22 protein-coding genes, 2 pseudogenes and 1 riboswitch are annotated in these 25413 nt (G+C 73.1%); of the genes and pseudogenes, 6 read left to right on the plus strand and 18 right to left on the minus strand.

The window, feature by feature from the left end; genetic code table 11:
* Nucleotides 1-50: 50 nt before the first annotated feature.
* Entirely contained in the window at nucleotides 51-1649 is a 1599-nt protein-coding gene (locus ACZ4YY_RS33010) for an amidohydrolase (protein ID WP_468298625.1), read from the minus strand.
* 47 nt (nucleotides 1650-1696) lie between these two features.
* Nucleotides 1697-2137 (minus strand): Lrp/AsnC family transcriptional regulator, encoded by a 441-nt coding sequence (locus ACZ4YY_RS33015; protein WP_468298627.1) that lies wholly within the window; start codon nucleotides 2135-2137, stop codon nucleotides 1697-1699.
* 269 nt (nucleotides 2138-2406) lie between these two features.
* On the opposite strand from ACZ4YY_RS33015, the gene ACZ4YY_RS33020 reads away from it, so the two are divergent.
* On the plus strand, nucleotides 2407-2853 hold the full coding sequence (locus tag ACZ4YY_RS33020; RefSeq protein ID WP_468298628.1) for a hypothetical protein: 447 nt from the start codon (nucleotides 2407-2409) through the stop codon (nucleotides 2851-2853).
* A 432-nt stretch (nucleotides 2854-3285) separates the two neighbouring features.
* Here the strand turns inward: ACZ4YY_RS33020 and ACZ4YY_RS33025 are convergent, their stop codons facing one another.
* From ACZ4YY_RS33025 to ACZ4YY_RS33040, 4 genes are all read right to left on the minus strand, one after another.
* Nucleotides 3286-4458, minus strand: a complete 1173-nt coding sequence (locus ACZ4YY_RS33025; RefSeq protein WP_468298630.1) for an acyl-CoA dehydrogenase family protein — start codon at nucleotides 4456-4458, stop codon at nucleotides 3286-3288.
* A gap of 500 nt (nucleotides 4459-4958) precedes the next feature.
* Nucleotides 4959-5618: a TetR/AcrR family transcriptional regulator gene (locus tag ACZ4YY_RS33030; protein ID WP_468298632.1), complete on the minus strand. Its 660-nt coding sequence runs from the start codon at nucleotides 5616-5618 to the stop codon at nucleotides 4959-4961.
* Nucleotides 5619-5716: 98 nt separating this feature from the next.
* Nucleotides 5717-5857 (minus strand): SCO1431 family membrane protein, encoded by a 141-nt coding sequence (locus ACZ4YY_RS33035; RefSeq protein WP_468298634.1) that lies wholly within the window; start codon nucleotides 5855-5857, stop codon nucleotides 5717-5719.
* A 134-nt stretch (nucleotides 5858-5991) separates the two neighbouring features.
* Entirely contained in the window at nucleotides 5992-7299 is a 1308-nt protein-coding gene (locus tag ACZ4YY_RS33040) for a peptidase C39 family protein (RefSeq protein WP_468298663.1), read from the minus strand.
* 365 nt (nucleotides 7300-7664) lie between these two features.
* Here ACZ4YY_RS33040 and ACZ4YY_RS33045 point away from each other — a divergent pair, with 365 nt between their 5' ends.
* Both ACZ4YY_RS33045 and ACZ4YY_RS33050 read left to right on the plus strand, forming a co-directional pair.
* Nucleotides 7665-8231, plus strand: coding sequence for a uridine kinase family protein (locus ACZ4YY_RS33045; RefSeq protein WP_468298665.1), 567 nt, complete (start codon nucleotides 7665-7667; stop codon nucleotides 8229-8231).
* Nucleotides 8232-8734: 503 nt separating this feature from the next.
* A complete protein-coding gene (locus ACZ4YY_RS33050) occupies nucleotides 8735-10600 on the plus strand; it encodes an AAA family ATPase (protein ID WP_468298636.1) in 1866 nt (621 codons plus the stop codon).
* A gap of 431 nt (nucleotides 10601-11031) precedes the next feature.
* Here the strand turns inward: ACZ4YY_RS33050 and ACZ4YY_RS33055 are convergent, their stop codons facing one another.
* The 10 genes from ACZ4YY_RS33055 to ACZ4YY_RS33100 all read right to left on the minus strand — a co-directional run bounded on the left by ACZ4YY_RS33055 (nucleotide 11032) and on the right by ACZ4YY_RS33100 (nucleotide 21066).
* Nucleotides 11032-12078 carry a hemolysin family protein gene (locus ACZ4YY_RS33055; protein WP_468298638.1) on the minus strand — a complete coding sequence of 349 codons (1047 nt, stop codon included), beginning with the start codon at nucleotides 12076-12078 and terminating at the stop codon, nucleotides 11032-11034.
* Nucleotides 12075-13400: a hemolysin family protein gene (locus ACZ4YY_RS33060; protein WP_468298640.1), complete on the minus strand. Its 1326-nt coding sequence runs from the start codon at nucleotides 13398-13400 to the stop codon at nucleotides 12075-12077. Before ACZ4YY_RS33060 ends, ACZ4YY_RS33055 begins: the two co-directional genes overlap by 4 nt.
* 200 nt (nucleotides 13401-13600) lie before the next feature.
* The gene (locus ACZ4YY_RS33065) at nucleotides 13601-14068 is read right to left on the minus strand and encodes a PH domain-containing protein (RefSeq protein WP_468298642.1); all 468 of its coding nucleotides are present in this window, start codon (nucleotides 14066-14068) and stop codon (nucleotides 13601-13603) included.
* Nucleotides 14069-14082: 14 nt separating this feature from the next.
* Nucleotides 14083-14931: an ATP phosphoribosyltransferase gene (hisG, locus tag ACZ4YY_RS33070; RefSeq protein ID WP_468298644.1), complete on the minus strand. Its 849-nt coding sequence runs from the start codon at nucleotides 14929-14931 to the stop codon at nucleotides 14083-14085.
* A 46-nt stretch (nucleotides 14932-14977) separates the two neighbouring features.
* A complete protein-coding gene (locus tag ACZ4YY_RS33075) occupies nucleotides 14978-15250 on the minus strand; it encodes a phosphoribosyl-ATP diphosphatase (protein ID WP_189936437.1) in 273 nt (90 codons plus the stop codon).
* Between the two features lie 34 nt (nucleotides 15251-15284).
* The gene (ribH, locus tag ACZ4YY_RS33080) at nucleotides 15285-15770 is read right to left on the minus strand and encodes a 6,7-dimethyl-8-ribityllumazine synthase (RefSeq protein WP_360346921.1); all 486 of its coding nucleotides are present in this window, start codon (nucleotides 15768-15770) and stop codon (nucleotides 15285-15287) included.
* A gap of 26 nt (nucleotides 15771-15796) precedes the next feature.
* Nucleotides 15797-17086, minus strand: coding sequence for a bifunctional 3,4-dihydroxy-2-butanone-4-phosphate synthase/GTP cyclohydrolase II (locus ACZ4YY_RS33085; protein ID WP_468298647.1), 1290 nt, complete (start codon nucleotides 17084-17086; stop codon nucleotides 15797-15799).
* Nucleotides 17083-17724 (minus strand): nicotinamide mononucleotide transporter family protein, encoded by a 642-nt coding sequence (locus tag ACZ4YY_RS33090; RefSeq protein WP_468298649.1) that lies wholly within the window; start codon nucleotides 17722-17724, stop codon nucleotides 17083-17085. Before ACZ4YY_RS33090 ends, ACZ4YY_RS33085 begins: the two co-directional genes overlap by 4 nt.
* Complete coding sequence (locus tag ACZ4YY_RS33095) at nucleotides 17721-18326, minus strand: riboflavin synthase (protein ID WP_468298651.1); 606 nt, start codon at nucleotides 18324-18326, stop codon at nucleotides 17721-17723. Before ACZ4YY_RS33095 ends, ACZ4YY_RS33090 begins: the two co-directional genes overlap by 4 nt.
* Before the next feature lie 149 nt (nucleotides 18327-18475).
* A riboswitch (FMN riboswitch) is annotated at nucleotides 18476-18606 on the minus strand.
* Between the two features lie 1227 nt (nucleotides 18607-19833).
* Entirely contained in the window at nucleotides 19834-21066 is a 1233-nt protein-coding gene (locus ACZ4YY_RS33100; RefSeq protein ID WP_468298653.1) for an ROK family transcriptional regulator, read from the minus strand.
* A gap of 124 nt (nucleotides 21067-21190) precedes the next feature.
* On the opposite strand from ACZ4YY_RS33100, the gene ACZ4YY_RS33105 reads away from it, so the two are divergent.
* Entirely contained in the window at nucleotides 21191-22402 is a 1212-nt protein-coding gene (locus ACZ4YY_RS33105) for an MFS transporter (protein ID WP_468298655.1), read from the plus strand.
* Here the strand turns inward: ACZ4YY_RS33105 and ACZ4YY_RS33110 are convergent.
* A pseudogene (locus ACZ4YY_RS33110) lies at nucleotides 22362-22818 on the minus strand (acyl-CoA thioesterase). The gene ACZ4YY_RS33105 and the pseudogene ACZ4YY_RS33110 overlap by 41 nt on opposite strands.
* A 145-nt stretch (nucleotides 22819-22963) precedes the next feature.
* Between ACZ4YY_RS33110 and ACZ4YY_RS33115 the strand changes: the two are divergent.
* Nucleotides 22964-24355 carry a uracil-xanthine permease family protein gene (locus ACZ4YY_RS33115; protein ID WP_468298657.1) on the plus strand — a complete coding sequence of 464 codons (1392 nt, stop codon included), beginning with the start codon at nucleotides 22964-22966 and terminating at the stop codon, nucleotides 24353-24355.
* A gap of 92 nt (nucleotides 24356-24447) precedes the next feature.
* The gene (locus ACZ4YY_RS33120) at nucleotides 24448-25194 is read left to right on the plus strand and encodes a DUF5995 family protein (protein WP_468298659.1); all 747 of its coding nucleotides are present in this window, start codon (nucleotides 24448-24450) and stop codon (nucleotides 25192-25194) included.
* Nucleotides 25195-25278: 84 nt separating this feature from the next.
* Here the strand turns inward: ACZ4YY_RS33120 and ACZ4YY_RS33125 are convergent.
* Nucleotides 25279-25413 (minus strand): annotated as a pseudogene (locus tag ACZ4YY_RS33125) (IS5/IS1182 family transposase); the annotation flags it as partial.

Below are 25413 nucleotides of genomic sequence, written 5' to 3' on the forward strand. Positions count from 1 at the left end.
TGGTTCGGCGGCGCGCGGACGGGTGATCTTCGTCGGGCGGGACCGGCAGATCACTCGCCCGGCCGTACGAACACCGTCCGCCCGCCGACCACTGTGCGCAGGCAAACGGGCAGGTCGGCGCCCGGAGTGAGGTCGGGCAGACCGGGGGTGCCGGATCGGGGGTCGGTGGACCAGCGGGCGACCCGGTCGTCGGGGGCCTGGACCACGAGGGCGTCGGTGCGCCACACCGCGTAGTCGGCGGGCGCGCCGGGCACCAGGACACCGGCGTCGTCGCGTCCGACGGCCCGCCAGCCGCCGCGCGTGTGGGCCGCGAAGGCGGCGCGCACGGAGACGCGGTGCTCGGGGGTGTGGTGGAAGGCGGCGGCCCGGACCGTGCCCCAGGGGTCGAGGGGCGTGACCGGGCTGTCGGAGCCGAAGGCGAGCGGGACACCGGCCCGCAGCAGCGCGGCGAACGGGTTGAGGGCGCGGGCACGCTCGGCGCCGAGGCGCTGGGCGTACATGCCGTCCGCGCCGCCCCACAGGGCGTCGAAGGCCGGCTGGACGGAGGCGGTCAGGCCCAGCTCGGCGAAGGCGGCGATGGTCTCGGGCGTCAGCATCTCGGCGTGCTCGACGCGGTGACGGGCGGCGCGGACTCGGGCCGGGCCGACCTTCTCGGCGGCGGCGCGCACGCCCTCGACGACGGCGGTGACGGCGGCGTCGCCGATGGCGTGGAAGCCCGCCTGGAGTCCCGCCTCGGTGCAGGCCGTGACGTGCGCGGCGACGTCGGCCGCGCTCAGGTAGGCGGTGCCGGTGTGGTCGGCGTCGCTGTAGGGGGTGTGCAGACAGGCGGTGTGGGAGCCGAGGGCGCCGTCGACGAAGAGATCGCCTGCCGCGCCGGCCGCGCCCAGCTCGCGCGCCTTGTCGACATCGCGTTCGGCCCAGTAACCGACCACCCGCGGGCCCGTCTCCTCGGCGGCGAGCCGCAGCAGGCTCGTGAAGTCGTCCTCGGAGGAGATCTCGGGGCCGCCGCACTCGTGCACCGAGCCGATGCCGAGGGAGGCGGCGTGGGCGAGGGCGGCGCGCTGGGCCTCGGTGCGCTGGGCGGGCGTCACGGCCGCGAACGCGGCGGCGCGCACGGTGTGGTGGGCGTCGGCGGTGAGCGGGCCGTCCACCGGACCCACCGACGTCAGGTCCAGCAGGGCGGTGGTGGCGACCGCCGAGTGGACGTCGATGCGGGAGAGATAGAGGGGACGGCCACCGGTGGCCTCGTCCAGCTCGGCGCGCGTCGGGGGGCGGCCGCCCGGCCAGCGGGAGGCGTCCCAGCCGTGGCCGAGAAGGACCTTGTCGTGCGGACGGGCTGCGGCGAAGTCCCGCACCCGGGCGAGGGCGGCCTCCAGGGAGGGCGCGGTCGACAGGTCGAGTCCGGTCAGGGCGAGGCCCGTGGAGGTGGTGTGGACGTGCGCGTCGGTGAAGGCGGGGGCGACAAGGGCGCCGTCGAGGTCGACCACCTCGTCGACGCCGTCCGCGAAGGCGTCCGCGGCACCCTCGGAGCCGACCCAGGCGACCTGGCCGCGTTCGACGACCATCGCGGTCGCGAAGGGGTCGGCGGGGCTGTGGACCTCTCCGCGGCGGAGCAGGACGGTCTTCGGCTCGGGCGTGCGCTCACTCATGGGGAACAGTGTCGCGTCTCACCGGGCCCGTCGGGCACGCGGTCCCCTCAGATCCGCGGCGGCCTGGCCTCGTACGGCGTGGACAGCACGACCGTGGTCCGGGTCGAGACGCCGGCGAGTGCCCGCAGCCGGCCCAGCAGCTCCTCCAGTTCGTGCGGGGTGGCCACGCGCACCTTGAGGATGTAGTTCTCGTCGCCGGCGACGCTGTGGCAGGCCTCGATCTCGGGCACGCCCGCCAGGCGGTCGGCGATGTCGTCGGGGGCGCTGGGGTCGAACGGCTTCACCGAGATGAAGGCGGTCATGGGCAGCCCGACGGCCTCGGGGTCGACGACGGCCGCGTAGCCGCGGATGACGCCACGCTGTTCCAGCCGGCGCACCCGTTGGTGCACGGCAGACGTGGACAGGCCCGTGGCCTTGCCCAGGTCGGTGTAGCTCATCCGCCCGTCCTTGACGAGCAGCTGCACGATTTGTCGGTCCAGCTCCTCCATGACGCAAGAACTTACCGTGCGCCCGATCTGTTCGTATACCTATGCAGCCCAGGTCATACCCGGTTCGTGATGTGACGGGGAAGCGGCCTGTGCGCCGTCCGCGTGCGCGGGCGTGCGACCGGGGCACCTGCGGATGGCATGTGACGAACGCCACAGGATCTGTCAAGTCTCCGTGATGGTCTCGTGATTACCCCCGAGACGGGCTGGGAAGTGCTTGCTGTGGTCGAGGCCGCAGTGCCTTCACGGCCCAGCCCGAGGGGGAGAATCCCATGCAGAGTCTTAAGCGCCCTGGTCGCACCGCGCCCAAGCGGTTCCAGCCGGTCGTCGTCGAACCCGAGCCGGAGGGCGTCGAACCCGACTTCGACACCGACGACACCGCGGAGTTCGACGCGTACGACACCTTCGAGATGTACCGGGTGATCTGCCCGGACTGCGCGCAGCCCATCGCCCTGCTGGCGGACGAGGAGGTCCTGCCGGAGCACGCGCTGTGCGCCTCGCCGTGGAACCCGTTCGGGCTCACGGTGTGTGCCGGCACGGGACGCGCGGCGGCCGGGTCCCGTCCCGCGGACGAGTCCATCGAGCCGCAGGAGCAGGACACCGCGCTGCTGTTGACGCTCCCTCAGGGACTGGACTGGCGCACCCAGCCCTTCTCGCACGTCGGCGGCCCGGGTTCGCGCCCGATGCGCATGCCGACGATGCGCCGCCAAGCGGCCTGAGCGTCAGCGCCCAGCACCCCCGTAGCCCCGCCTGCACCGCGGCCGCTGGCCGTGCCGTGGTGCGGGACCGGTGTGCCCGGGCGGGCGTCCGCCGGCCGGTGCGACCGGATCGGCGTCTGTGGATCCAACGCGTTCCACCCCCCGAACGGAAACCCGACCGCGCGATCCGGTGACCCCGCGTCACGCGCCCGCGTTGCCCGGGCATGACCCTCACCTCTTCGGCGCCGGGGCGTCACCGTCAGCTCTTCGTCCCCCTCCCCATGCCCGCAGTATCGGTTCCGCGCTCGGGGGGAATCGCTCCGCCGCCCGTGCCGGACCCGCCGATCTATCGCGATCTGCTCCGCGTCTGGGCCGAGCGGGGCCGTGCCCTGCCGGGCCGGCACGACCCGGAATGGGTGCGGCTGGTGGCGCCTCCGGTGCGGCCGGGGCAGTTCAGCGGGTCTCCGGACCCAAGGTCCGACGGGCGATGACCATCCGCTGGATCTGGTTGGTGCCCTCGACGATCTGCAGCACCTTGGCCTCGCGCAGATAGCGCTCGACGGGGAAGTCGGCGGTGTAGCCGTAGCCGCCGAGGACCTGGACGGCGTCGGTGGTGACCTGCATCGCGGCGTCGGTGCAGTACAGCTTGGCCATGGCCGCCTGGGTCACGAACGGCCGCCCGGCGTCCCGCAGCCGGGCCGCCGCCAGGTACAGGGCCCGGCCCGCCTCGATCCGGGTGGCCATGTCGGCGAGCAGGAAGCGCAGTCCCTGGAAGTCGGCGATGGGCCGTCCGAACTGCCGCCGCTCGCGCGCGTAGGCGACCGCCTCCTCGAGGGCCGCCCGGGCGAGCCCGACCGCGCAGGCCGCGATGCCGAGCCGTCCGGAGTCCAGCGCGGCCAGGGCGATGGCGAAGCCCTGGCCCTCGTCGCCGAGGCGCCGCGTGTCGGCGATCCGCACCCCGTCGAAGTGGACCTGGGCGGTGGGCGAGCCCTTCAGCCCCATCTTCCGCTCCGGCGGAGCGACGTCGAGCCCCTCGGCGTCGCCGGGGACCAGGAACGCGGTGATCCCGCGCGGCCCCTCGCCGCCGGTGCGGGCCATGACCGTGTAGAAGTCGGCGATCCCGCCGTGCGTGACCCAGGCCTTGGTGCCGGTGATCACCCAGGTGTCACCGTCCCGCACCGCCCGGGTGCGCAGGGAGGCGGCGTCCGATCCGGAGGCAGGTTCGGACAGGCAGTACGCACCGAGCAGCCCGCCGCCGAGCAGGGCGGGCAGGTGCGCGGCGCGCTGCGCCTCGGTGCCGTGGGCGGCGAGCGGGTAGCAGGCCAGCGTGTGCACGCCGGCCCCCAGCCCTACGGTGAGCCGGGCGGCGGCGAGCTCCTCGATGACCTGGAGGTAGACCTCGTAGGGCTGGTCGCCGCCGCCGTACGCCGTGTCGTACGGCAGGCCGAGCAGTCCTGATGCCGACAGGAGGGTGAACAGCTCGCGCGGGAAGCGGCCGGCGTCCTCCTCCTCGGCGGCCCTCGGAACGATCTCGCGGCGGGCGAGGTCCTCGACGAGCGTCAGCAGGTCCCGGGCCTCGGGCGTGGGCAGGAGGCGGTCCACGTGTGACAGGGGTCGGTCGGGCATGACGACGTTCTCCCTCCCGGAACGGGGCCGGACCGCAGCAGCGCGCTGCGCGCTGTGAGTATGCCCGCGCGCGGACGGGCCCGCACGGGAGGGGACGATCCGGATCGGTCCGCACCACGGACCGCACCGGTCCGGTCCCCCTACCTCCCGGCTTCGCGTTTCCGCGTCCCTGTCCATCGGCGCGCGTCGCCGAGGACGAAGCGCCCGGCGAAGGGAAGGTGGCCGGTCCGGTCCACGCCGGTGCGGTCCACGCCGGTGCGGTCCACGCCGGTCCGGTCCACGCCGGTGCGGCAGCGACGGGTGAAGCCACGGCACCCCGCGCGACCGTCGCGACCAGGATGACGTCGAGAACCGGCAGGGACTGGGCGGGACCTTTCCCCGGAAGCCGAGCCGGGACAGGCCGGCGGTGAGCTGGTCGAGGCCATCGACCAGCCGTCCGCGAGGGCACTGGGGCGGGGGACCATGAGCCTCCTCCGCCCCTCGTGCGGGTGTCGACGGCGTCAGGCGTCCCGGCGGGCCGATCGGGGGGCCGGGAAGGCGGGGTCGAGCTCCTCGATGGCACGCAGGGCGCCGCCCAGGGTCCTCACCAGGAGATCGCGCATGGTGTCACGCGAGAGCTCGGGGCGGTCGATCCACTCGAGGGTGGCGCCCTCGACGCTGCACACCCAGGAGACCAGGGCCATGCGGGGCAGCGCCGCGATGTCGCTGCGTCCGTACGCGCCCTCGGCGATGGTCGCGACGATCGCCTCGCGCACCTCGTCGCGGATGGCGTGCACCTCGGCGTCGAAGCCGACGCCGCCGCTGACGATCGTGCGGTAGGCGGCCTGGTGGTGCTCGGCGAAGCGCAGATAGCTGTCGATCGTGCGGTGGACCCGGTCCACCTGCGGCAGTTCGATTCCGCTCGCGGCGAAGGTGACCAGGTCGGCGACGGAGTCCTGGATGATCGCCAGGTAGTAGCCGCGCTTGGACTGGAAGTAGTAGTAGATCAGCCCCTTGGCGACGTGCGCCTGCCGGGCGATGTCGTCCATCGAAAGAGCGTCGTAGGACGTGTCGGCGAACAACTTACGCCCGATGGCGATGAGTTCGGCACGACGCGCCACGGAGCGCTCGGTGCCGCGGGCTCTCGGGCGGGCGGCGTCGCGCTGTTGACTGATATTCAATTTCGACCCTGGTCTCCAACGGTCGGCGGGACGACGTCAGTATGTCAGGTCGAACAGTGGGTCACGTCACAGCGCAGGGGCAACTCCCGGCTCCTGGGTCACAGCAGTCCCAGCTGCGTCACGAGCATGGCGACGACGGCGACGAGGACCCAGCCCATCACGTGCTCGAGGACCTTCGGACCGTCGTCCTGGGGGCCGCCGGTGCGGGCGCGGGCAAGGGTGGCTGCGTGTGCGGTCATGGCGTCTCGCTGAAGTCGGAGGTACAGGTTCCGGTCTGTCCACCTTGCCACCCGTCAGGGCCTTTGCGGCCGAGACCTTGCTCACACGAGCGGGAGGCCGGTCGCCCGGCGCGAGGGGCCTCCCGCTCGTCCGTTCAGCGCACCCCCACCGCCGCGAGCGCCGCGCGCCGGCGCGCTGAGGGCCGTGTCGGGAAGTAGAGGTAGCAGACGCCGCCGGTACCTGAGACCACCTTGCCGCTCGCGTTGTACCGCCTGGTCCGCAACCAGACGTTCTCGAACTCGCGCCGCGGGTAGACGCGCCGCACGGCCTCGTTGGTCGCCGCGGAGGGGTCGTTGGCGATCACGTCGCCGTCCGCGGTGAAGCCGATCACCGTCATCAGATGACCAGAGGTCCCGTACCCCGCCCCGGTCAACTCCCCCTTCAGGAACGACTGGGACGTCACGACCGGGATGCCGGCCGCGACCAGCGTCTCGAGGTCGGTGAGCGAGCCGAGCCGGGTGACCACGCCCTCGAGGCCGGGGAAGGTGGCCGCGTAGGCGGCGTTGAACGGCCAGTTGCCGCAGCCGCCGTACTGGTGGTCGTAGGTGAAGCGGGCCGCGTGGCACACCTGCGGATCGGTGTAGGAGGGGTCGACCCAGGCGAGCTGGTCGGGGGTGAGACGGCCGCCCCAGTACTCGATGACCATCTGCGAGGAGGTCGGACTGCACCAGGCCTCGCCGCCGTTGTCGTACTCGGGGTACCGGCCCGCGTGGACCTCCTGCGAGTAGCGCGGGACGGCCAGCTCCTGTGCGAGCCCCGGCGCCGAGGCCGGGACGGTGAACCGGTCCGGGACGGCGGAGCCCATGGCCCCCAGCCGCCACACGGTGGGCGTGGCCTTCGTGCCGGGCCTGCGGTACAGGGTCAGCCGGACCCGGTGGGAAGCAAGACGCAGGCCCGTCGCGGCGTCGTCGACGGCGAGGGTGTCGGTCCAGACGGTGCTGCGGCCGTCGGTCTGGCCGTCGACGGAGGTCCGCCGGATGTCCTGGTCACCGGACGCCCAGTGTCCCAGCACGTACCAGGGCGTCTCCGTTCCGTCGGAGTAGGTGGCCCTCAGCTCGACCTGGAGCCAGGTGCCGGCGGGGGTGCTCGCGTTCCACGAGGGGATCACCTCGGTCGCGGGCACGGCGAGGCGGTGGACCGGTGAGGTCCAGGTCGCGTACTCCCAGGCCGCGGTGGTGCCGGTGTGGGGGTCGGTGTGGTCGACCGTGCCGAGCGGGGTGCCGACGACGAGGCCCGGCCGCGGTCCGGCGACGGCCCGGGTACCGCGGGCGGTGCCGGCCCGCCAGTCGGCGTAGGTCGTCCAGGAACGGTGTTCGACGGTCCCGGCGGGGGCCGCCTCGGCGCCCGCGGTGCCCGTGGTGTCGGCCGGGGCGGCCGTCGCCGGTCCCGCGCCGCCCGCCATGGCGGCCGTGACCGCGGCGGCGAGGAGGCTCCTGCGGGAGGGCCGGTCGGTCGTGCGGGAGGGCCGGCCGGTCGTGGGCGACGCGCATTCGGCTCCGCGGGACGGCTGTTCGGCTCTGCTCATGGGCGGAAGACCCCCAGGGTCCGAGTCGGGACGGTCCGGTGCACGGTGGTGACCCACTATGGACGCACGCGTCCCCGCCTTCCAGCACTTCGGCCCGCGCCGCGCCCGGACGTGTCCGCCACCGGCGTGACGTCCGACGGCGGCCGCACCGGGCCGCCCGCACCGCACGCCCGCGAGGACCCGCACCGCTCACCGCACTACACTGACGCGTCGCACCCCCGAACACCCACCCAGGACCCGCCATCCACCAGCTCGCCGCCCGGCTCCGCCGCCTCCCGCCGTCCTGCGGGCCGGTCCGCCTCATCGGTGTCGACGGGCACGCCGGCTCGGGGAAGTCGACGTTCGCCGCACGGCTCGCCGAAGCCCTGGAGGGCGAGGCCCCGGTGTTGCACCTGGACGACATCGCGAGCCACGGCGAGCTGTTCGCCTGGACCGGACGGCTGCTGACCCAGGTGATCGAGCCCCTCGGTCGCGGGGAGACGGCGCACTACACCCCCTACGACTGGCGCACCCGCCGGTTCGGGCCGCCCCGGCCTCTGCCGCCGGCTCCGGCGGTGCTGATCGAGGGCGTCGGGGCGGGCCGCCGCGCCCTGCGCCCGCACCTCGCCTGCCTGCTGTGGATGGAGGTGCCCGCCGAGGAGGCGTGGGCGCGAGGGCGACGGCGTGACGGAGCGGAGCAACGGGACTTCTGGGACGGGTGGGTCCGCGCCGAGCTGCGGCATTTCGCCGACGACCCGTCGAGGCCCCATGCGGACCTGCTGGTACGGCAGTTGACCGAGGGGTACGAGGTGTCACCGGGGCCGGTGTGAACGCGCCCCGCGGTCCGCATCATCACCCAGAGTGAGGAACCCCTCATGGTGTGGTGAACTTGTGAAGGGTCTTGCGTTCGAACTTGGCCAAGTGCTTCAACTCGGCTTGACCGGCGGCCCGGACAGGACTTACGTTCTCAATGTGCGGCAATCGAAGCCGCCCTCAGGACGCGAAGCCCCCGGTTGTTCCCCCGTGACCGGGGGCTTCGTTCTGTCCGCACCCCGCGTTCCGCGTCGAATCTGGACGCGATGTGATGCTTCCTCCTCACCCAGGGTCACCGTGCACACGTGCGCCCCCCGCGCTCCCACCTCGCCGAACGGCTGGTGCGGCACCCTTCGGCGGGTGACATCCCCGCGGGTACGATGCCCTCGGTGCGACCCAGGACGGCTGCTGCGCGCACCTTCAACTCCGGTCGGCGGCACAGCGTTTCGACCGGGGCGGCCGGTGGGCGCCGGCCCGGCGGCATACCGACGGGGGCACGGTTTGTGGGGGACGTGACGTGATGGACTTCGGCACGCGGGGCCCCGAGGCCCCGGCCGACCTCGCCTGGCTGAGAGGCGTGGACGCCTACACCATGGGCGCCTACCCCCAGGCGGAGGAGGAGTTCCGCACCGCGGTGCGGATCGATCCCGGGATGGCCGACGGCTGGCTCGGACTGCACGCGCTGCGCGTGGACACGACCACCGCGCTGCTGCGCATGTTCCGCCACCGGGAACGGTTCGGCGAACAGCGCACCCGGCACCGCCGCAACCTCAACTCCTGGTACTGGCTGGGCTGGTGGGTCCAGCCGGTGCTCGAAACCCCCCGCGACCTGCTCCTCGCGCACGCCTCGCACTGGCTGGACGGCCGCCATGTGCCCGAGCTGGACCGGGCACTCGCCGGACTGCCGCCCATCGACACCGACCACCAGGTCCGCTTCCTGCACGCCTGCCGCGCCTACCTGGTCAAGGACTGGGAACAGCTCGTACGGCACACCGACCCGCTGCTCGACGACACCCTCCTCGGCATCGAGGCCGGCCTCTTCGGCGGCATGGCGCGGGTCCGCCTGGAGATGTACGGGCAGGCCGAGCCGCTGCTGTCCGTGGCCCTGATGCGCTGCCGCAGCGAGCAGCCGCAGCGCAAGGAGCTGCGGTACTGGCTGGCCCGCGCCCACGAGGGCACCGGACGGTCCGCGGCCGCGCTCCCCCTCTACCGGGCCGTGCACCGCGTCGACCCCGCCTTCATGGACACCTCGGCCCGGCTCGCCGCGATCGCCGAGGGCGACGGCTACGACGATCCCTCCGACCTCGCCGCGATCACCCTCACCGGAGCCGGACAGGACGGCGGGGACGGACCGGACACCCTCGACCCGCTGTTCGGCGCCGAGGGCCGCGATCTGAAGCTCACCGAGCCCGTCGACCTGCCGCCCGCCGGTCCCCTGCCCTCGGTGACCGATCCCGCGGTGCGCCACAGGACACTCCCGCCCCCGGCCCTGCCCGCCGGGCCCACCGACCCCGTCCTCCTGGAGGAGGCGCTCGCCGAACTCGAGCGCATGGTGGGCCTGGAGCCGGTGAAACGCCAGGTCAAGGCATTGTCGGCGCAGCTGAACATGGCCCGGCTGCGGGCTGGACAGGGCCTCCCGGTCCAGCCGCCCAAGCGGCACTTCGTCTTCTCCGGCCCTTCCGGCACCGGCAAGACCACGGTCGCCCGCATCCTCGGCCGGGTCTTCTACGCCCTCGGCCTGCTCGGCGGCGACCACCTCGTCGAGGCCCAGCGGGCCGACCTCGTCGGCGAGTACCTCGGGCAGACGGCCGTGAAGGCAAACGAGCTGATCGACTCGGCTCTCGGGGGCGTCCTCTTCGTCGACGAGGCCTACTCGCTGTCCAACTCCGGCTACGGCAAGGGCGACGCGTACGGCGACGAGGCACTGCAGGTGCTGCTGAAGCGGGCCGAGGACAACCGGGACCACCTGGTGGTGATCCTGGCCGGCTATCCGGAGGGCATGGACCGGCTGCTGACCGCGAACCCGGGGCTGTCGTCGCGCTTCACGACCCGGGTCGACTTCCCCTCGTACCGGCCCCTGGAGCTGACCTCGATCGGTGAGGTGCTGGCCGCGGAGAACGGCGACGTGTGGGACGAGGAGGCGTTGGACGAGCTGCGGTCCATCGCGGGGCACGTGGTGGAGCAGGGGTGGATCGACGAGCTGGGCAACGGGCGGTTCCTGCGCACGCTGTACGAGAAGAGCTGCGCGTACCGGGACCTGCGGCTGTCGACCTGCCCCGGCACGCTGTCCCGGGACGACCTGTCGACCCTGCGCCTCGCCGACCTGATGCAGGCGTACGGCGAGGTGCTGTCGGGGCGGGGGCCGCAGGATCCGTCGGCGATGTGAGGCGTTCGCCCTCCCCAACGCTTCCGCGGCCTGGTCCGCACCCGAGTCCGGGGCCTGTCGCGCGGATCGGGCTGCAGGGCGGCGACGGTGCTGTTCGGTGCCGGTGAGCGGGGTCCCGTGCGTGCGGCTGCCAGGCGGAGGAGGGCGTCGACACGATGGGGTCCCCCCGCGCAGGGCTGTTCGAGCGGGGGGAAGTCGGCACCCGACGACGCCGCTGCGGACGCGCGTGCCGGACCCCGCGAACGCGGCAGGGTCCGAACGACGTGCTAGGGGGTGTTTCGAACGTCCCGTGCGGTGCCCGCGGTGTCCGGTGCGTGCTCTCGGCGTGCCGGACGAAAGCACTCGTACTGGGCGTACTCGGGCTTTCGGCCGGTGCGGCGAGAGGGCGTGCCGGGCGCCGTGGGTGCTGTGCGGAACTTTCGAAACACCCCCTAGGTGGCCATCACCACTTCGGGCACCTCCCGGTGGGCCGGGTCCCGCACCTCGCCCACCAGGAGTTCCAGGACGTCCTCCAGGGCGACGAGTCCGAGTATCTTCCCGGACGCGTCCGCGACCTGGGCCAGGTGCGTGGCCGCCCTGCGCATGACAGTCAGCGCGTCGTCCAGCGGCAGTTCCGAGCGGAGCGTCGTCATCGGGCGCCACAGCTGCTGGGGTACGGCCCGCTCGGACTCCTCCAGGTCGAGGACGTCCTTGACGTGCAGATAGCCCATGAAGGCGCCGGTCTCCGCGGCGACGGGAAAGCGGGAGTAGCCGGTGCGGGCGGTGAGGTCGACGATCTCGCCGGGGGTGACCGACGGGCTGACGGTCACCAGCGACTCGCGCCGCAGCAGGACGTCCGTCACCGGGCGCGAGCCCAGCTCCAGGGCGTCCTCCAGGCGCTCCTGCTCCTCGGGGTCGAGCAGACCGGCCTGGCCGGAGTCCTCCACCAGCCGGTTGAGCTGCTCGCTGGTGAAGACGGCCTCGACCTCGTCCCTGGGCTCGACGCTGAAGAGCCGCAGGATGCCCTGGGCGCAGGCGCCGAGGGCGGCGGTGACGGGCCGGCAGAAACGGGCGAAGTACACCAGGCCGGGGCTGAGCCACAGCGCGGCCCTCTCCGGGGCGGCCATGGCGAGGTTCTTCGGGACCATCTCGCCGATGACGAGGTGGAAGAAGACCACGGCCGCCAGGGCGATCACATAGCCCAGCGGGTGGATCATGCCGTGCGGCAGGTGGATCCACTCGAAGACCGGCTCCAGCAGGTGCGCGACCGTCGGTTCGGCGACCGCGCCGAGGGTGAGCGAGCAGATGGTGATGCCGAACTGGGCGGCGGCCATCATCTGCGGCAGGCGTTCCAGACCGTAGAGGACCTGGCGGGCCCGGGCCGTGCCCAGCGGTTCGATCTGGCTGCGGCGGACGGAGACGAGCGCGAACTCGGCGCCGACGAAGAATCCGTTCGCCAGCACGAGGAGGCCGGCGAAGGCGAGTTGGAGGACGCTCATCGGGCGACCTCCACGACCACGCCGGTGCGCACCAGCCGGACCCGTTCGGCCCGGTAGTGGCCGACGCGGCGCACCGAGAGCCGCCAGCCGGGCAGCTCGGCCCGGTCGCCGACGGCGGGGATGCGGCCGAGCAGGTCGGCGACGAGCCCGGCGACCGTCTCGTACGGCCCCTCCGGGACGTCGAGGCCTATGCGCTTGAGGGCGTCGACCCGGCAGCTGCCGTCGACGTCCCAGGCGGGCCTGCCGTCCTCGGGCGGGGCGGCGGCGAGTTCGGGGGTGTCGAGCCCGTCGTGCTCGTCGCGGACCTCGCCGACGATCTCCTCGACGATGTCCTCCAGGGTCACCACACCGGCCGTGCCGCCGTACTCGTCGACGACGACGGCGATGGGCTGCTCGCTGCGCAGCCGGGCCAACAGGGGCTGGACGGGCAGGGTCTCGGGGACCAGCAGCGCCGGACGGGCGATGCGGGCGGCCGGGGTGCGCAGACGCTCGTGGACGGGGACGGCCAGGGCGTCCTTGAGGTGGACCATACCGACGACCTCGTCGATCTTCTCGCGGTAGACGGGGAACCGGGACAGGCCGGTGGCGCGGGTCAGGTTGACCACGTCCTCGGCGGTGGCCGAGGACTGCAGGGCGCTGACCTTCACGCGCGGGGTCATCACGTGTTGCGCGGTCAGCTCGGCCAGGGACAGGGTCCTGACGAACAGGTCGGCCGTGTCCTGTTCGAGGGCGCCTGCCTGCGCGGAGTGGCGGGCCAGGGAGACGAGTTCGCCGGGGGTGCGGGCGGAGGCCAGCTCCTCGGTGGGCTCGACGCCCAGGGCGCGCACGAGTCGGTTGGCGACGGCGTTCAGTCCGGCGATGACCGGACGGAACAGCCGGGCGAAGGCATGCTGCGGGCCGGCGACGAAGCGCGCGACCTGCATCGGCTTGGACACCGCCCAGTTCTTCGGGACGAGCTCGCCGATCACCATCTGCACGGCCGAGGCCAACAGCATGCCGATGGCGACGGCGACACCGGAGACGGCCGGCTCGGGGACGCCGGTCGCGGTGACGGGGCCGTCCAGCAGCTCCGCGAGCGCCGGTTCGGCGAGCATGCCGACGACGAGGGAGGTGATGGTGATGCCGAGCTGGGTGCCGGAGAGCTGGAAGGACAGCTCCTTGAGCGACTCGACGACCGTACGGGCCCGTCGGTCGCCCTCGGCGGCGGCCTTCTCGGCGTCCGGGCGTTCGACCGTGACGAGGCCGAACTCGGCGGCCACGAAGAAGCCGTTCGCGAGGATGAGCAGGAACGCGGCTGCGAGGAGCAGCAGGGGGGTGGTCATGATGCCGCCGCCTCCGCGTGGGAAGGGGCGGCGCAGGTACTACAGGACGATCCGTCCATCGCCGGAGAGGGTCACTCCTCGGGTAGCAGGAACCCCTGTGCACCCGGCAGGGCACCACAGGGGCGAAGACGCGCAGGGGGCGTCTCCGTCACCAGATTAATCAAGACAGGCGCTTTCGCGGCAGGGTGGAGGGCCCCGAGTCAGCCCTGATCCTGCTCGGGGGGCGCCTCGGGGTCGTGGATCGCCCTGGCCTCGGCGAGTGCGCGCAGGGTGCGGGCGTCGGCGATGGCCTGCTGTTTGTCGATGCCGGGCTGGATGCCGAGCGCGGGCAGACTGGTGCCGTCGCTGAGGTCGAGGAAGACCCAGGGGTCGCCCGGACGGAGGTTCACCCGGAGGATCTGCGCCCAGTCCAGGCGCCGCCGGCTCGCGATGTTCACGACGGTGACGCCGGAGTCGTCGGCGAGGACCCGCACCCGGGCGAGCCGGGCCAGCACCCAGAAGATGAGCGCGCCGGTCAGGACGAAGCTGAGCCGCTCCCCCGGGCCGAGCTGTTCCAGGGCCATGGCGACGGCGGAGATGACGAGGAAGATCGCCACCCCGGCCGTGAGCAGCACCGCGCGGGTGCGGCCGGGCCGGAAGGTGACGGGAAGGGCGGGCAGGTCGGACATGTTCCGGGGGGACCTCAGAGGCGGCAGGCGTGGATGGCCGTGGTCAGGATGGCTCGGGCGCCGATGTCGTACAGGTCGTCCATGATGCGCTGGGCCTCCTTGGCGGGGACCATGGCGCGGACGGCGACCCAGCCCTCGTTGTGCAGGGGGGAGACGGTCGGCGACTCCAGGCCCGGGGTGAGCGCGACGGCCTTCTCGAGCTGTTCGACGCGGCAGTCGTAGTCCATCATCACGTACGTCCGCGCGACGAGGACGCCCTGGAGGCGACGCAGGAACTGCTGGACCTTGAGCTCCTCGGCGTCGGCGCCGGTGCGGCGGATGACGACGGCCTCGGACTTCATGATGGGCTCGCCGATGACCTCCAGGCCCGCGTTGCGCAGGGAGGTGCCGGTCTCGACGACGTCCGCGATGACCTCGGCGACGCCGAGCTCGATGGCGGTCTCGACGGCGCCGTCGAGGTGGACGACGGAGGCGTCGATGCCGTGGTCCGCGAGGTGCTTGGCGACGATGCCCTCGTAGGAGGTGGCGACCGTCATGCCGCCGAGGTCCTCGACGCCCTTGGCGGTGCCGGGCTTGGTGGCGTAGCGGAAGGTGGAGCGGGCGAAACCGAGCGGGAGGATCTCCTCGGCCCTGGCACCGGAGTCGATCAGCAGGTCGCGTCCGGTGATGCCGATGTCGAGGCGGCCGGAGGAGACGTAGATCGCGATGTCGCGGGGGCGGAGGTAGAAGAATTCGACCTCGTTCTCCGGGTCGACGATCCGCAGTTCCTTGGACTCCCGGCGCTGCAGGTAGCCGGCCTCATGCAGCATCTCCGCCGCAGGGCCGGACAGGGAACCCTTGTTGGGGACGGCGATGCGCAGCATGAGGCGAGCTTCCTTCGTTCGTACGGGGAGGGGGGACGGGTGCGGCTCAGAGGTGGGCGTAGACGTCGTCCAGGGAGATCCCGCGGGCGACCATCATCACCTGGACGTGGTACAGCAGCTGCGAGATCTCCTCGGCTGCCGCGTCCTTGCCTTCGTACTCGGCGGCCATCCAGACCTCGGCGGCCTCCTCGACAACCTTCTTGCCGATGGCATGGACGCCCTTCTCGACCAGTTCGGCGGTGCGGGAAGTGGCGGGGTCGCCGGTGGCGGCCTTCTGCTGGAGCTCGGCGAAGAGCTCCTCGAACGTCTTCTTGGACATGGTGGCGCCCACTTTACGCGCTGTGCCCACCGGCCTAACGCCACGGTTCGGATACTGAGCGGAGGGTGGCCGCGGTCGCCACCGCCGCCGTCACCGCCTCGTGGCCCTTGTCCTCGCTGGAGCCCTCGATACCCGCCCGGTCCAGGGCCTGTTCCTCGGTGTCGCAGGTGAGGACGCCGAAGCCGACGGGGACGCCGGTCTCGACGGAGACCTGGGTGAGGCCCTGGGTGACGCCCTGGCACACGTAGTCGAAGTGGGGGGTGCCGCCGCGGATGACGACGCCGAGGGCGACGATCGCGTCGTAGCCGCGTCCGGCGAGGACCTTGGCGACGACGGGCAGCTCCCAGCTGCCGGGGACCCGCAACAGGGTCGGCTCGTCGATGCCCAGGTCGTGCAGGGCGCGCAGGGCGCCGTCGACCAGACCGTCCATCACCTTCTCGTGCCACTGGGCCGCGATGACGGCGACGCGGAGGTCACCCACATTGCGTACGGACAGCTCCGGTGCACCCTTGCCGCTCACGTTCTCGTGTCTCCTCAGTGCTGTGCTTACTGGTTGCCGCAGGGGGACACGGGGGCCGTGTCCAGCCAGGGCAGGTCGTGTCCCATCCGGTCCCGCTTGGTGCGCAGGTAGCGGATGTTGTGCTCGTCGGCCTGGACGGGCATCGGCTCGCGGCCGGAGACCGTGAGGCCGTGCCGGACGAGGGCGTCCGTCTTCTCGGGGTTGTTGGTCATCAGGCGCACGCTGCGCACGCCCAGGTCGTCGAGGATCTGCGCGCCGGCGCCGTAGTCGCGGGCGTCGGCGGGCAGGCCGAGTTCCAGGTTGGCGTCGAGGGTGTCCCGGCCGCGTTCCTGGAGTTCGTAGGCCCTCAGCTTGGACAGCAGGCCGATGCCGCGCCCCTCGTGTCCGCGCAGGTAGACGACCACGCCCCGGCCCTCGGCCTGGATGCGCCGCAGGGCGGCGTCGAGCTGGGGGCCGCAGTCGCAGCGGGCGGAGGTGAAGACGTCGCCGGTGAGGCATTCGGAGTGGACGCGGACCAGGACGTCCTCGCCGTCGCCGATCTCGCCGTGGACGAGGGCGACGTGCTCGACGCCGTCGACGACGGAACGGTAGCCGTAGGCGGTGAAGGTGCCGTGGGTGGTCGGCAGGTGGACCTCGGCCTCGCGGCGGACGGTGGGCTCGGCGGTGCGGCGGTAGGCGATCAGGTCCTCGATGGAGATGATCGTCAGGCCGTGCTTGCGGGCGAAGGGGATCAGCTCGGGCAGCCGCAGCATCCGGCCGTCCTCGCCGGCGATCTCGACGATCGCGCCGGCCGGGCGCAGGCCCGCGAGGCGGGCGAGGTCGACGGCGGCCTCGGTGTGGCCGTTGCGCACGAGGACGCCGCCGGACCTGGCGCGCAGCGGGAAGATGTGGCCGGGCCGCACGAGGTCGGACGGCTCGGCGGTGCCGCTCGCCAGGAGCTGGAGGGTGGTGGCGCGGTCGGAGGCGGAGATGCCGGTGGTCACGCCGTGCGCGGCGGTGGCGTCGACGGAGACCGTGAACGCGGTCTTCATGGACTCGGTGTTGTCGGTGACCATCTGCGGGAGTCGGAGCCGGTCGAGTTCGCCGCCCTCCATGGGGGCGCAGATCAGGCCGCGGCACTCGCTCATCATGAAGGCGACGATCTCGGGCGTGGCCATCTCGGCGGCGACGACGAGGTCGCCCTCGTTCTCGCGGTCCTCGTCGTCGACGACCACGACCGGGCGGCCGGCCGCGATGTCGGCGATGGCCTGCTCGACGGGGTCGAGGGCGAGGTCCTCGATGTCGTCGGAGCTGTACAGGACGGGTGCGGCGCTCATGCCGGCGCTCCTTCCAGGGTGGGCTGCGGGCCCTTGCGGGAGCGCAGCCACCAGTCGCGCATGCCCCACAGGACGAGTGCGCCGTAGATGACGTAGACGAAGCCGGAGAAGGCGTAGCCGTTGGCGAAGTTGAGGGGGACGCCGACGAGGTCGACGAGGAGCCAGGCGAACCAGAACTCGACCATGCCGCGGGCCTGGGCGTACATGGCGACGATGGTGCCGACGAAGATGTACGCGTCGGGCCAGGGGTCCCAGGAGAGGTGGGGGTAGGCCTTGAAGAGGAGGGCCACCGCCACCGTGCCGACCGCCGCGGCGGCGACCATCGCGGCGCGCTCGGGCCAGCTGGCGAACCGCGGGGTGATGTGTCCGTCCGCGGATCCGCCCCTGCCGCGGTTCCACTGCCACCAGCCGTACACGGCGACGGCCATGACGACGGCCTGCTTGCCGGCGCTGCCGGTGAGATGCCCGTAGAAGGCGCCGAAGAGGATCAGGCCGGAGAGGAACTGCACGGGCCAGGTGATCAGGGAGCGCCGCCAGCCGAGGGCGAGGCCGACGAGGCCGAGTATGTTGCCGACCATGTCCGACCACAGGATGTGCTGGCCGAAGAGGACGAACGCCTCCGAGTTCAGCCAGTTCACCGCGTCGCTCCCCGGCTGCTCGCGAGCAGGCGCTCGACGTACTTGGCGACGACGTCCACCTCGAGGTTGACCGGGTCGCCGGGCTGCTTGAGGCCCAGGGTGGTCAGGGCGAGGGTGGTGGGGATGAGGCTGACGGTGAAGTAGTCCGGGCCGGCGTCGACGACGGTGAGGCTGATGCCGTCGACGGTGATGGAGCCCTTCTCGACGACGTACCGGGCGAGGTCGGCGGGGAGGGAGACCTTGACGATCTCCCAGTGCTCGGACGGCTTGCGCTCCAGGACCTCGCCGGTGCCGTCGACGTGGCCCTGCACGATGTGCCCGCCGAGGCGGGCGCCGACGGCGGTGGGGCGTTCGAGGTTGACGCGGGATCCGACGGTCAGGGCGCCGAGGCTGGAGCGGTCGAGGGTCTCCGCCATGACGTCGGCGGTGAACTCGTCGCCCTCGTGTTCGACGACGGTGAGACAGACCCCGTTCACGGCGATGGAGTCGCCGTGCTTCGCGCCGTCGGTGACGACGGGGCCGCGCAGCCGGAAGCGGGAGGCGTCGCCGAGGTTCTCGACGGCGGTGACCTCACCCAGCTCTTCGACGATTCCGGTGAACACTTCCCGGGTCCTCCTGCCACGTTGGGGCACGGACTCCGGGGCCTGTCGAGGACGACAGAAGGTACGGGCGAGGACACCGGGGGCGACGCCGGACAGACTCGCCCGCTCGGACGAGTACACATACGGCGGCGCGCACGAATGCCCGCCCGCCGCGCACTGCCTCCCATCCGGACTTTAACCGTCGGTCCAGGAATTTCACCTGGTCAACCGGTCACTGGACGTGACCGGGTCGCGGACTGTAACCGCCGGTTCGGACTTTCACCGACCCCGGAGTGCGCTGCTTTAGGTACAGGGCCAGTGTGCCACGCCCGATCGCCGTCCATCCGGCCGAGGTGTGTGGGGTGGCTCACAAGGCGTAGCGGTGGACTTCCCACGGGGACATCCCCCAACTCCCCTCCGGGTCCGGCCCCTTGCGATTGGTCCACACCTATTGACTGATTGGTCTAGTCCTTTCTAGTGTCGGTCTGCGCCATTCCCCGGAGAGGAACCGACCGTGCCGTCCCCCTCACCACACCGGGCCCGCCCCGCCGTGCCCACGACCGTCGCGGCGGTCGCGGGCAGGCTGCTCGCCGGGCCACCGGCGGACCGCGTCCCGCGCCGCCGCCCAGGAGTCCTGCCGCCCTCGCGGACGACACGCCGACGACCCCGCCCTGCGCACGGATTTCCGCTTCGACCACACACCTCGGCGCCCGGCGACGCCGAGGACCCGTCGGGCCGGGGGGCCTCGGTGATCCGCAGCGGTCACACGGGGGGGCGACGGCGACGGGCCGCGGGGCGACGCCCGCCGGGTCCCGCCGAAGCCGCGGGGCGACCCCGCCGGGTCCCGCCGAAGCCGCCGGGCCGGCGGTCGCCGGCACCGCGAAGCGTCGACGGAGCGGGACCTCGGGTGCCACCTGGCGGCGTCGACGCCGCCGAACGGGACGGTGACCTTCGGCGGGCGGACCGACGCGTCGGCCGGTGACCCGGCGCGCGGCGCCCCGGCGGCGGAGCCGGGTGCGGCCTCCCCGGCCCCTGCGGGCCATGCCTCGCCCTCTCCCCCCGGTTCGGGTGCGCCGCGCCCGGCCGCCGCGACGAACTCCGCCGCGGAGCACGCGCAGAACACCGGCGGCAACCTTCCGACCCTCCGCGGGCACTTGAGAAGGGACAGGTGGTGGACGAGGGGCGAGGAGCCCTGCACCACCGGCGCCCGGGGGATGCGGCAGGACCTCTGGTCCGGTTGACCCCGCCCTCGATCGGCCCGGCGGCGGTGACGACGGCCCTTGCCCGCCGCCGGGTCTCCCACCCGCCCGGCCTACCGCCGCGGGTCTCCCACCCGACCGGCCTACCGCCGCAGGCCTCCCACCCGCCCGGCCTACCGCCGCAGGCCTCCCACCCGCCCGGCCTACCGCCGCAGGCCTCCCACCCGCCCGGCCTACCGCCGCAGGCCTCCGACCCGACCGGCGTACCGCCGCGGGTCTCCCACCCGCCGACCCGGCGTGCCGGGACCGTCTCGCGGTCCCCCGCCCCGTCAGGGCCTGCCGTACAGCTCCGCCTGGGCCGCCTCGCGGGCCGTCAGCAGGGCGCCGCGCAGCACCGCACCGCCGCCGAGGCTGCTGGGGCGGACCTCGGTCGGCAGGGGGGCCATACGCCGCAGGCGCCGCTCCACGCGACCGGCCAGTGGCTCTCCGCCGGCCTGGCCGACCTCGCCGCCGAGGACCACGCAGCCGGGGTCGAGGACGGCGACGACGGAGGCGACTCCGACGGCGAGGCGGTCGGCGAGTGCGTCGAGGAAGCCGTCGGGCTCTCCGGGGCCGGCGCCACCGGCCGGGGGGCGAGGCCGTCCGCCGTCCGGGGCGTGCCCGCCGGTGCGCACGGCCTCCCGCACGAGTGCCGCCGCCCCCGGCCCGTCCGCGTCCGCCGGTGCCGTGAGCCCGTGCTCACCCGCCAGGGCCGTGATCGCCGCCGCCCCGGCCAGGGAGTGGAAGCCGCCCTCGCAGTCGGTCGCCGAGGGCAGTCCGGCCGTGCCGGGCACCGGCAGGAAGCCGATCTCGCCGGTCCCGCCGGAGGCACCCCGGCGCAGGGCGCCGTCCAGGACGACGGCCGCGCCCGTGCCGTGGCCCAGCCACAGCAGGACGAAGGTCGCGCGGTCCCGGGCGACGCCCTCGCGCTGCTCGGCCAGGGCGGCGAGGTTCGTCTCGTTCTCCACGCTGACCCGGGCCGCGGGGAGCCGTTCCTGGAGGGTGGCCACCAGGCGGCGGTGCCAGGCGGGCAGGCCGCTGGAGTCGCGCAGTTCGCCGCTCGCGGGGTCGATCAGTCCCGGCGCGCCGATGCCCACGGTGTGCAGCCGGTCCGCGCCGGCCTCCTTGGCCACCCGCTCGACCAGTGTCACCGCCTGTTCCACGGCGGACCCCGTGCCGGTGTCCCCGGCGATCGGCACGGACGCCTCGGAGAGCACCCGGCCGGCCAGGTCGGACACGACGACCGCCACGCCCTCCGTGCGCACGTCCAGTGCCGCCAGGTGGGCGCGGTCCGCGGCGATGCCGTACAGCCGGGCGTTCGGGCCGCGGCGTTGTGCGCCCGTCTCGCCGACGATTTCGATCAGGCCGGAGGCGGTGAGGCGTTCGACGAGGTCGGCGACCGTGGGCCGGGACAGGCCGGTGAGCTGCTTCAACTGCCCTGCCGTCAACGCGCCTTCGTCCTGGAGCAGCCGCAGGGCGAGCCGGTCGTTGATGGCCCGGGCGGTGCGCGGGGATGCGGGCATGCGGGGAATCCTCCCAGACCGGTGGACGGACGCAGCGGGGCGGCCACCCCGGTGACCGCTATCTATCAGGCAGGGTCCCTGATAGTTTACGGCCCCATGAGCGCAGACACGGGGAGGGCCGGGCGTGAGTGACGTGGTCTACGACCAGCGCGAGGTGAGGCGGGCCCGGTACGCCGTGGCCACCGTGTTCGCCGTGCACGGTGCCGTCGCCGGCTCCTTCGCGACGCGTGTGCCGTGGATCCAGGACCATGCCTCGGTCAGCGCCGGGCAGCTGGGGCTGGCTCTCGCCTTCCCCGCGCTCGGCGCGTCGGTGGCGATGCCGCTCGCCGGCCGCGTGAGCCACCGTTTCGGTGCCCGCACCGCGTTGCGCGGGCTGATGGCCCTGTGGACGCTGGCGCTGGTCCTGCCCTCCCTCTCCCCGAACCTGCCGGCACTGTGTCTGGCCCTGTTCGTCTACGGCGCCACGGCGGGCATGGCGGACGTGGCGATGAACGCGCTCGGTGTGGAAGTCGAGAACCGTCTCGGCCGCTCGATCATGTCCGGCCTGCACGGCATGTGGAGCGCGGGCGCCCTGGTCGGCTCGGCCGGCGGCACGCTCGCCGCCCACCTGGGCGCGGACGCGCGCCTGCACCACCTGCTGGCGGCCGCGGTGTTGACCGTGGCGGGGGTGGCGGCGTGCGCCTGGGTGCTCGACCTGCAACCCACCGAGGACGAGGAACCTCCGCCACGGTTCGCGCTGCCGCCGCGTTCCGCGCTGCTCATCGGCGCCGTCGGCTTCTGCGCGGTGTTCGCGGAGGGCGCGAGCCTGGACTGGTCGGCGGTCTACCTGCGCGACCGGCTCGACTCCTCGGCGGGTCTCGCGGCCGCCTGTACGACCGGCTTCACGCTCACCATGGCCGTCGCCCGGATCGCCGGCGACAAGGTGGTGGACCGCTACGGGGCCGTGCGGACGGTGCGGGTGAGCGGTGCGCTCGCCGCCGTCGGCGGTCTGCTCGTCGTCGTGGCGGACCGTCCCTCGGTGGCCATGGCCGGGTTCGCGCTCATGGGCCTCGGGATCGCCGTCGTCGTACCGCTCTGTTTCGCGGCGGCGGGCCGCAGCGGCCCCAACCCGAGTCAGGCGATCGCGGGTGTCGCGACCATCACCTACGCCTCGGGCCTGGTCGCGCCGAGCGCCATCGGCGGTCTGGCCCAGGCGACCAGCCTCACGGTCTCCTTCGTGCTGGTGACGGTGCTGGCGTGCGGGCTGATGGCGTTCGCCGGGGTGCTGCGCGCGGGCGACCGCGACCGGCCCCGGATCAGTGCTGCGGACGCAGCAGTTCCCGACCGGCGCTCCTGAGGGGCCCGCTCCGGGGCGCGGGGCGCAGGGTCGCCGCGTCCAGCCGGACGAGCACCCGGGTGCCGTGCGCGTACGTGAGCGCGCCGTCGGCCGGGCAGAAGCGGAAGCCGTACGTCAGGCCGGTGGTGCGAGCCGCTCCAGCCACAGGTGGACGGCGTGTCCGCCCGGCTTGGTGACCGGCGCCTCGTAGGTGATGCGCAGTTCCTTGACGGCGTTGGGGGCGTCGCCGGCCGCAGCCCGGTCGCCCTCGGAGCGCACGCCGTACCCCTGCCACAGCTCGGTCCGGGCGCGCTCGACCATCAGCGGGTAGCGGGCGTTGTGCAGCAGTCCAGCGCGCCCAGGTCGTCGAAGTGCACGGTGACGGGGATCAGCCGGCCGTGGGACAGGGCGGGTGCGAGCGGGGCTTCGGCGGTCACGTCGGTGCTCCTGGGGTGCGCGGCAGGCCGCACCGCGACCGGTGCAGAGGGCAACCGTCCCCTATCCTAAGCGGTCGCTCACCCTGTGATGTCACGGAAGAATGGGCCGGACATCCGCACGGCACCGACGAAAGCGAACCGCACCATGGATCTTGGCGTCCGCTGGACACTGCACGGCGACGGACGCACCCTGGCGCCCGGCGCGGTGGTCCGCCCCGACGAGCGGCTCTCCTGGCCCCGCACGATGGGCCTCGGCGCCCAGCACGTGGTCGCGATGTTCGGCGCGTCCTTCGTGGCACCCGTCCTGATGGGCCTGGACCCCAATCTGGCGATCATGATGTCGGGCGTGGCGACAGTGATCTTCCTGCTCGCGACCCGCGGCCGGGTGCCCAGTTACCTCGGCTGTTCACTGTCCTTCGTGGGCGTCGCGGCGGTCATCCGCGCCCAGGGCGGCACGAGCGCCACGGTCACCGGCGCGGTGCTCGTCGTGGGCGTGGCGCTGTTCGCGGTGGGTGTGGCCGTACAGCGGTTCGGCGCGCGGATCATCCACGCCGCGATGCCGCCGATCGTCACCGGCGCGGTCGTGATGCTGATCGGCTTCAACCTCGCCCCGGTCACCGCCGCCACCTACTGGCCTCAGGACCAGTGGACGGCCCTGCTGGTCATGGCGTTCACCGGTCTGGCCGTCGTCTGCCTGCGCGGATTCTGGTCCCGCATCGCGATCTTCCTGGGCCTGGTCTTCGGGTACGGCGTCTCCTGGGCGTTCGACCGGATCTTCGGCCGGATCCACTCGGCGGACGCGAGCGGCAAAGTCACCGACCACTGGCGGCTGGACCTCTCCGCCGTCGGCCGGGCGGACTGGATCGGCCTGCCCTCCTTCCACGGCCCGTCCTTCGAGTGGTCCGCGATCCTCGTCGCCCTCCCGGTCGTCATCGCCCTGGTCGCGGAGAACGCCGGACACGTCAAGGCCGTCGGCGAGATGACCGGCGACCCGCTCGACGACAAGCTCGGCACGGCGATCTCCGCCGACGGACTCGGCTCGGTGCTGTCCACCGCGGTCGGCGGCCCGCCCAACACCACCTACTCGGAGAACATCGGCGTGATGGCCGCGACCCGCGTCTACTCCACCGCCGCCTACTGGGCCGCCGCCGGCTTCGCGCTCCTGTTCGGCCTGTGCCCGAAGTTCGGCGCGGTGGTGGCCGCGATCCCGGGCGGGGTCCTCGGCGGCATCACCGTCATCCTCTACGGCATGATCGGCCTGCTCGGCGCGCAGATCTGGATCAACGCCGAGGTGGACCTGCGCAACCCGCTGAACCTGGTGCCGGCCGCCGCGGGCATCATCATCGGCGTCGGCAACGTCACGATGGAGTTCACCGACACCTTCTCCCTCAGCGGCATCGCGCTCGGCACGCTGGTCGTCATCACCGGCTACCACGCCCTGCGCGCCTTCGCCCCCGCCCACCTCAAGTCCCAGCAGCCGCTGCTGGACGAGGGCACCTCGTCGTACGACCCGGGGGAACAGCGGGCGAGTTCGTAGGCGTACGACGGACGACGGGCGCGTTCCCCCGTTCCGGGGAAGCGCCGGTCCCGTCGGCACGCGGACCGGCCCACGACTGCGACTCTTCCCCCATGCCGCACTTGGAACAGTCCGACCCGCCCCCCGGCAGCCCGGTCGACGGGGTCCTCTCCCGTATGCGCGCCCTCGACGCGGCCCTGCCGCCACGGGACGGGGTCGCCGTCTTCAACCGCGTCTACCTCGCCGTCACACAGGAGGTGGACCGGCGCATCGACGCGGGCCGGTTCGCCGACCCGCGGGCCGCGATCACGCTGGACGTACGGTTCGCGGAGCGCTATCTCGCGGCGGTCGACGCCTCGGCCCACGACCGCCGGCCGCCCGCCTGCTGGCGCCCGCTGTTCCAGTTCCGCCGCCATCCGGGCGTACGGCCCCTGCAGTTCGCGCTCGCGGGCATCAACGCGCACATCGGCCACGACCTCGCGCTCGCCGTCGTGGACGCCTGCCGCGGCCTCGGCTGCGAACCGGCCGACCTGGAGGACGAGTTCGACCGCGTGGGCGACCTCCTCGCCGCGCTCGAGGAACGCATCCGCGAAGAGCTGATGCCGGGCCCCGACCTGCTCCAGATCGCCGACCCCCTCACCCACCTCCTCGGCTCCTGGAGCCTGGACCGGGCCCGCGACGCGACCTGGTCCGCCGCCCGCGCGCTGTGGGCGCTGCGTCAACTCCCCGAGGTGGCCGAGGAGTTCACCACCCGTCTGGACGCGGCGGTCGGCTTCGCGGGACGGATGCTGCTGACGCCCCTGCCGGACTGGCCCGGCCGGGTGGCGGTCCCGGCCGGGCTCTGGGAGAGGTCCTCGTAGGGCGTGTGGCGAAAGTCCCGTCCGGCCCGCCGGGCGGGCGGCGCTCCGAGCCGGGCTCCCTTTTGTTCGGAGCTCTTAGAGGTCCTAACAAAGGCGTTGGACGTGGCGGTGGGTGATCAGACATGTGGCGAGGCCGAGGAACGCTTCGTGGATGTCGTCGCGTCTCTCCCAGCGGATGCGCAGTCGGCGGAAGCCGTGCAGCCAGGCGATCGTCCGCTC

The sequence above is a fragment of the Streptomyces sp. NPDC030143 genome (assembly GCF_055573695.1).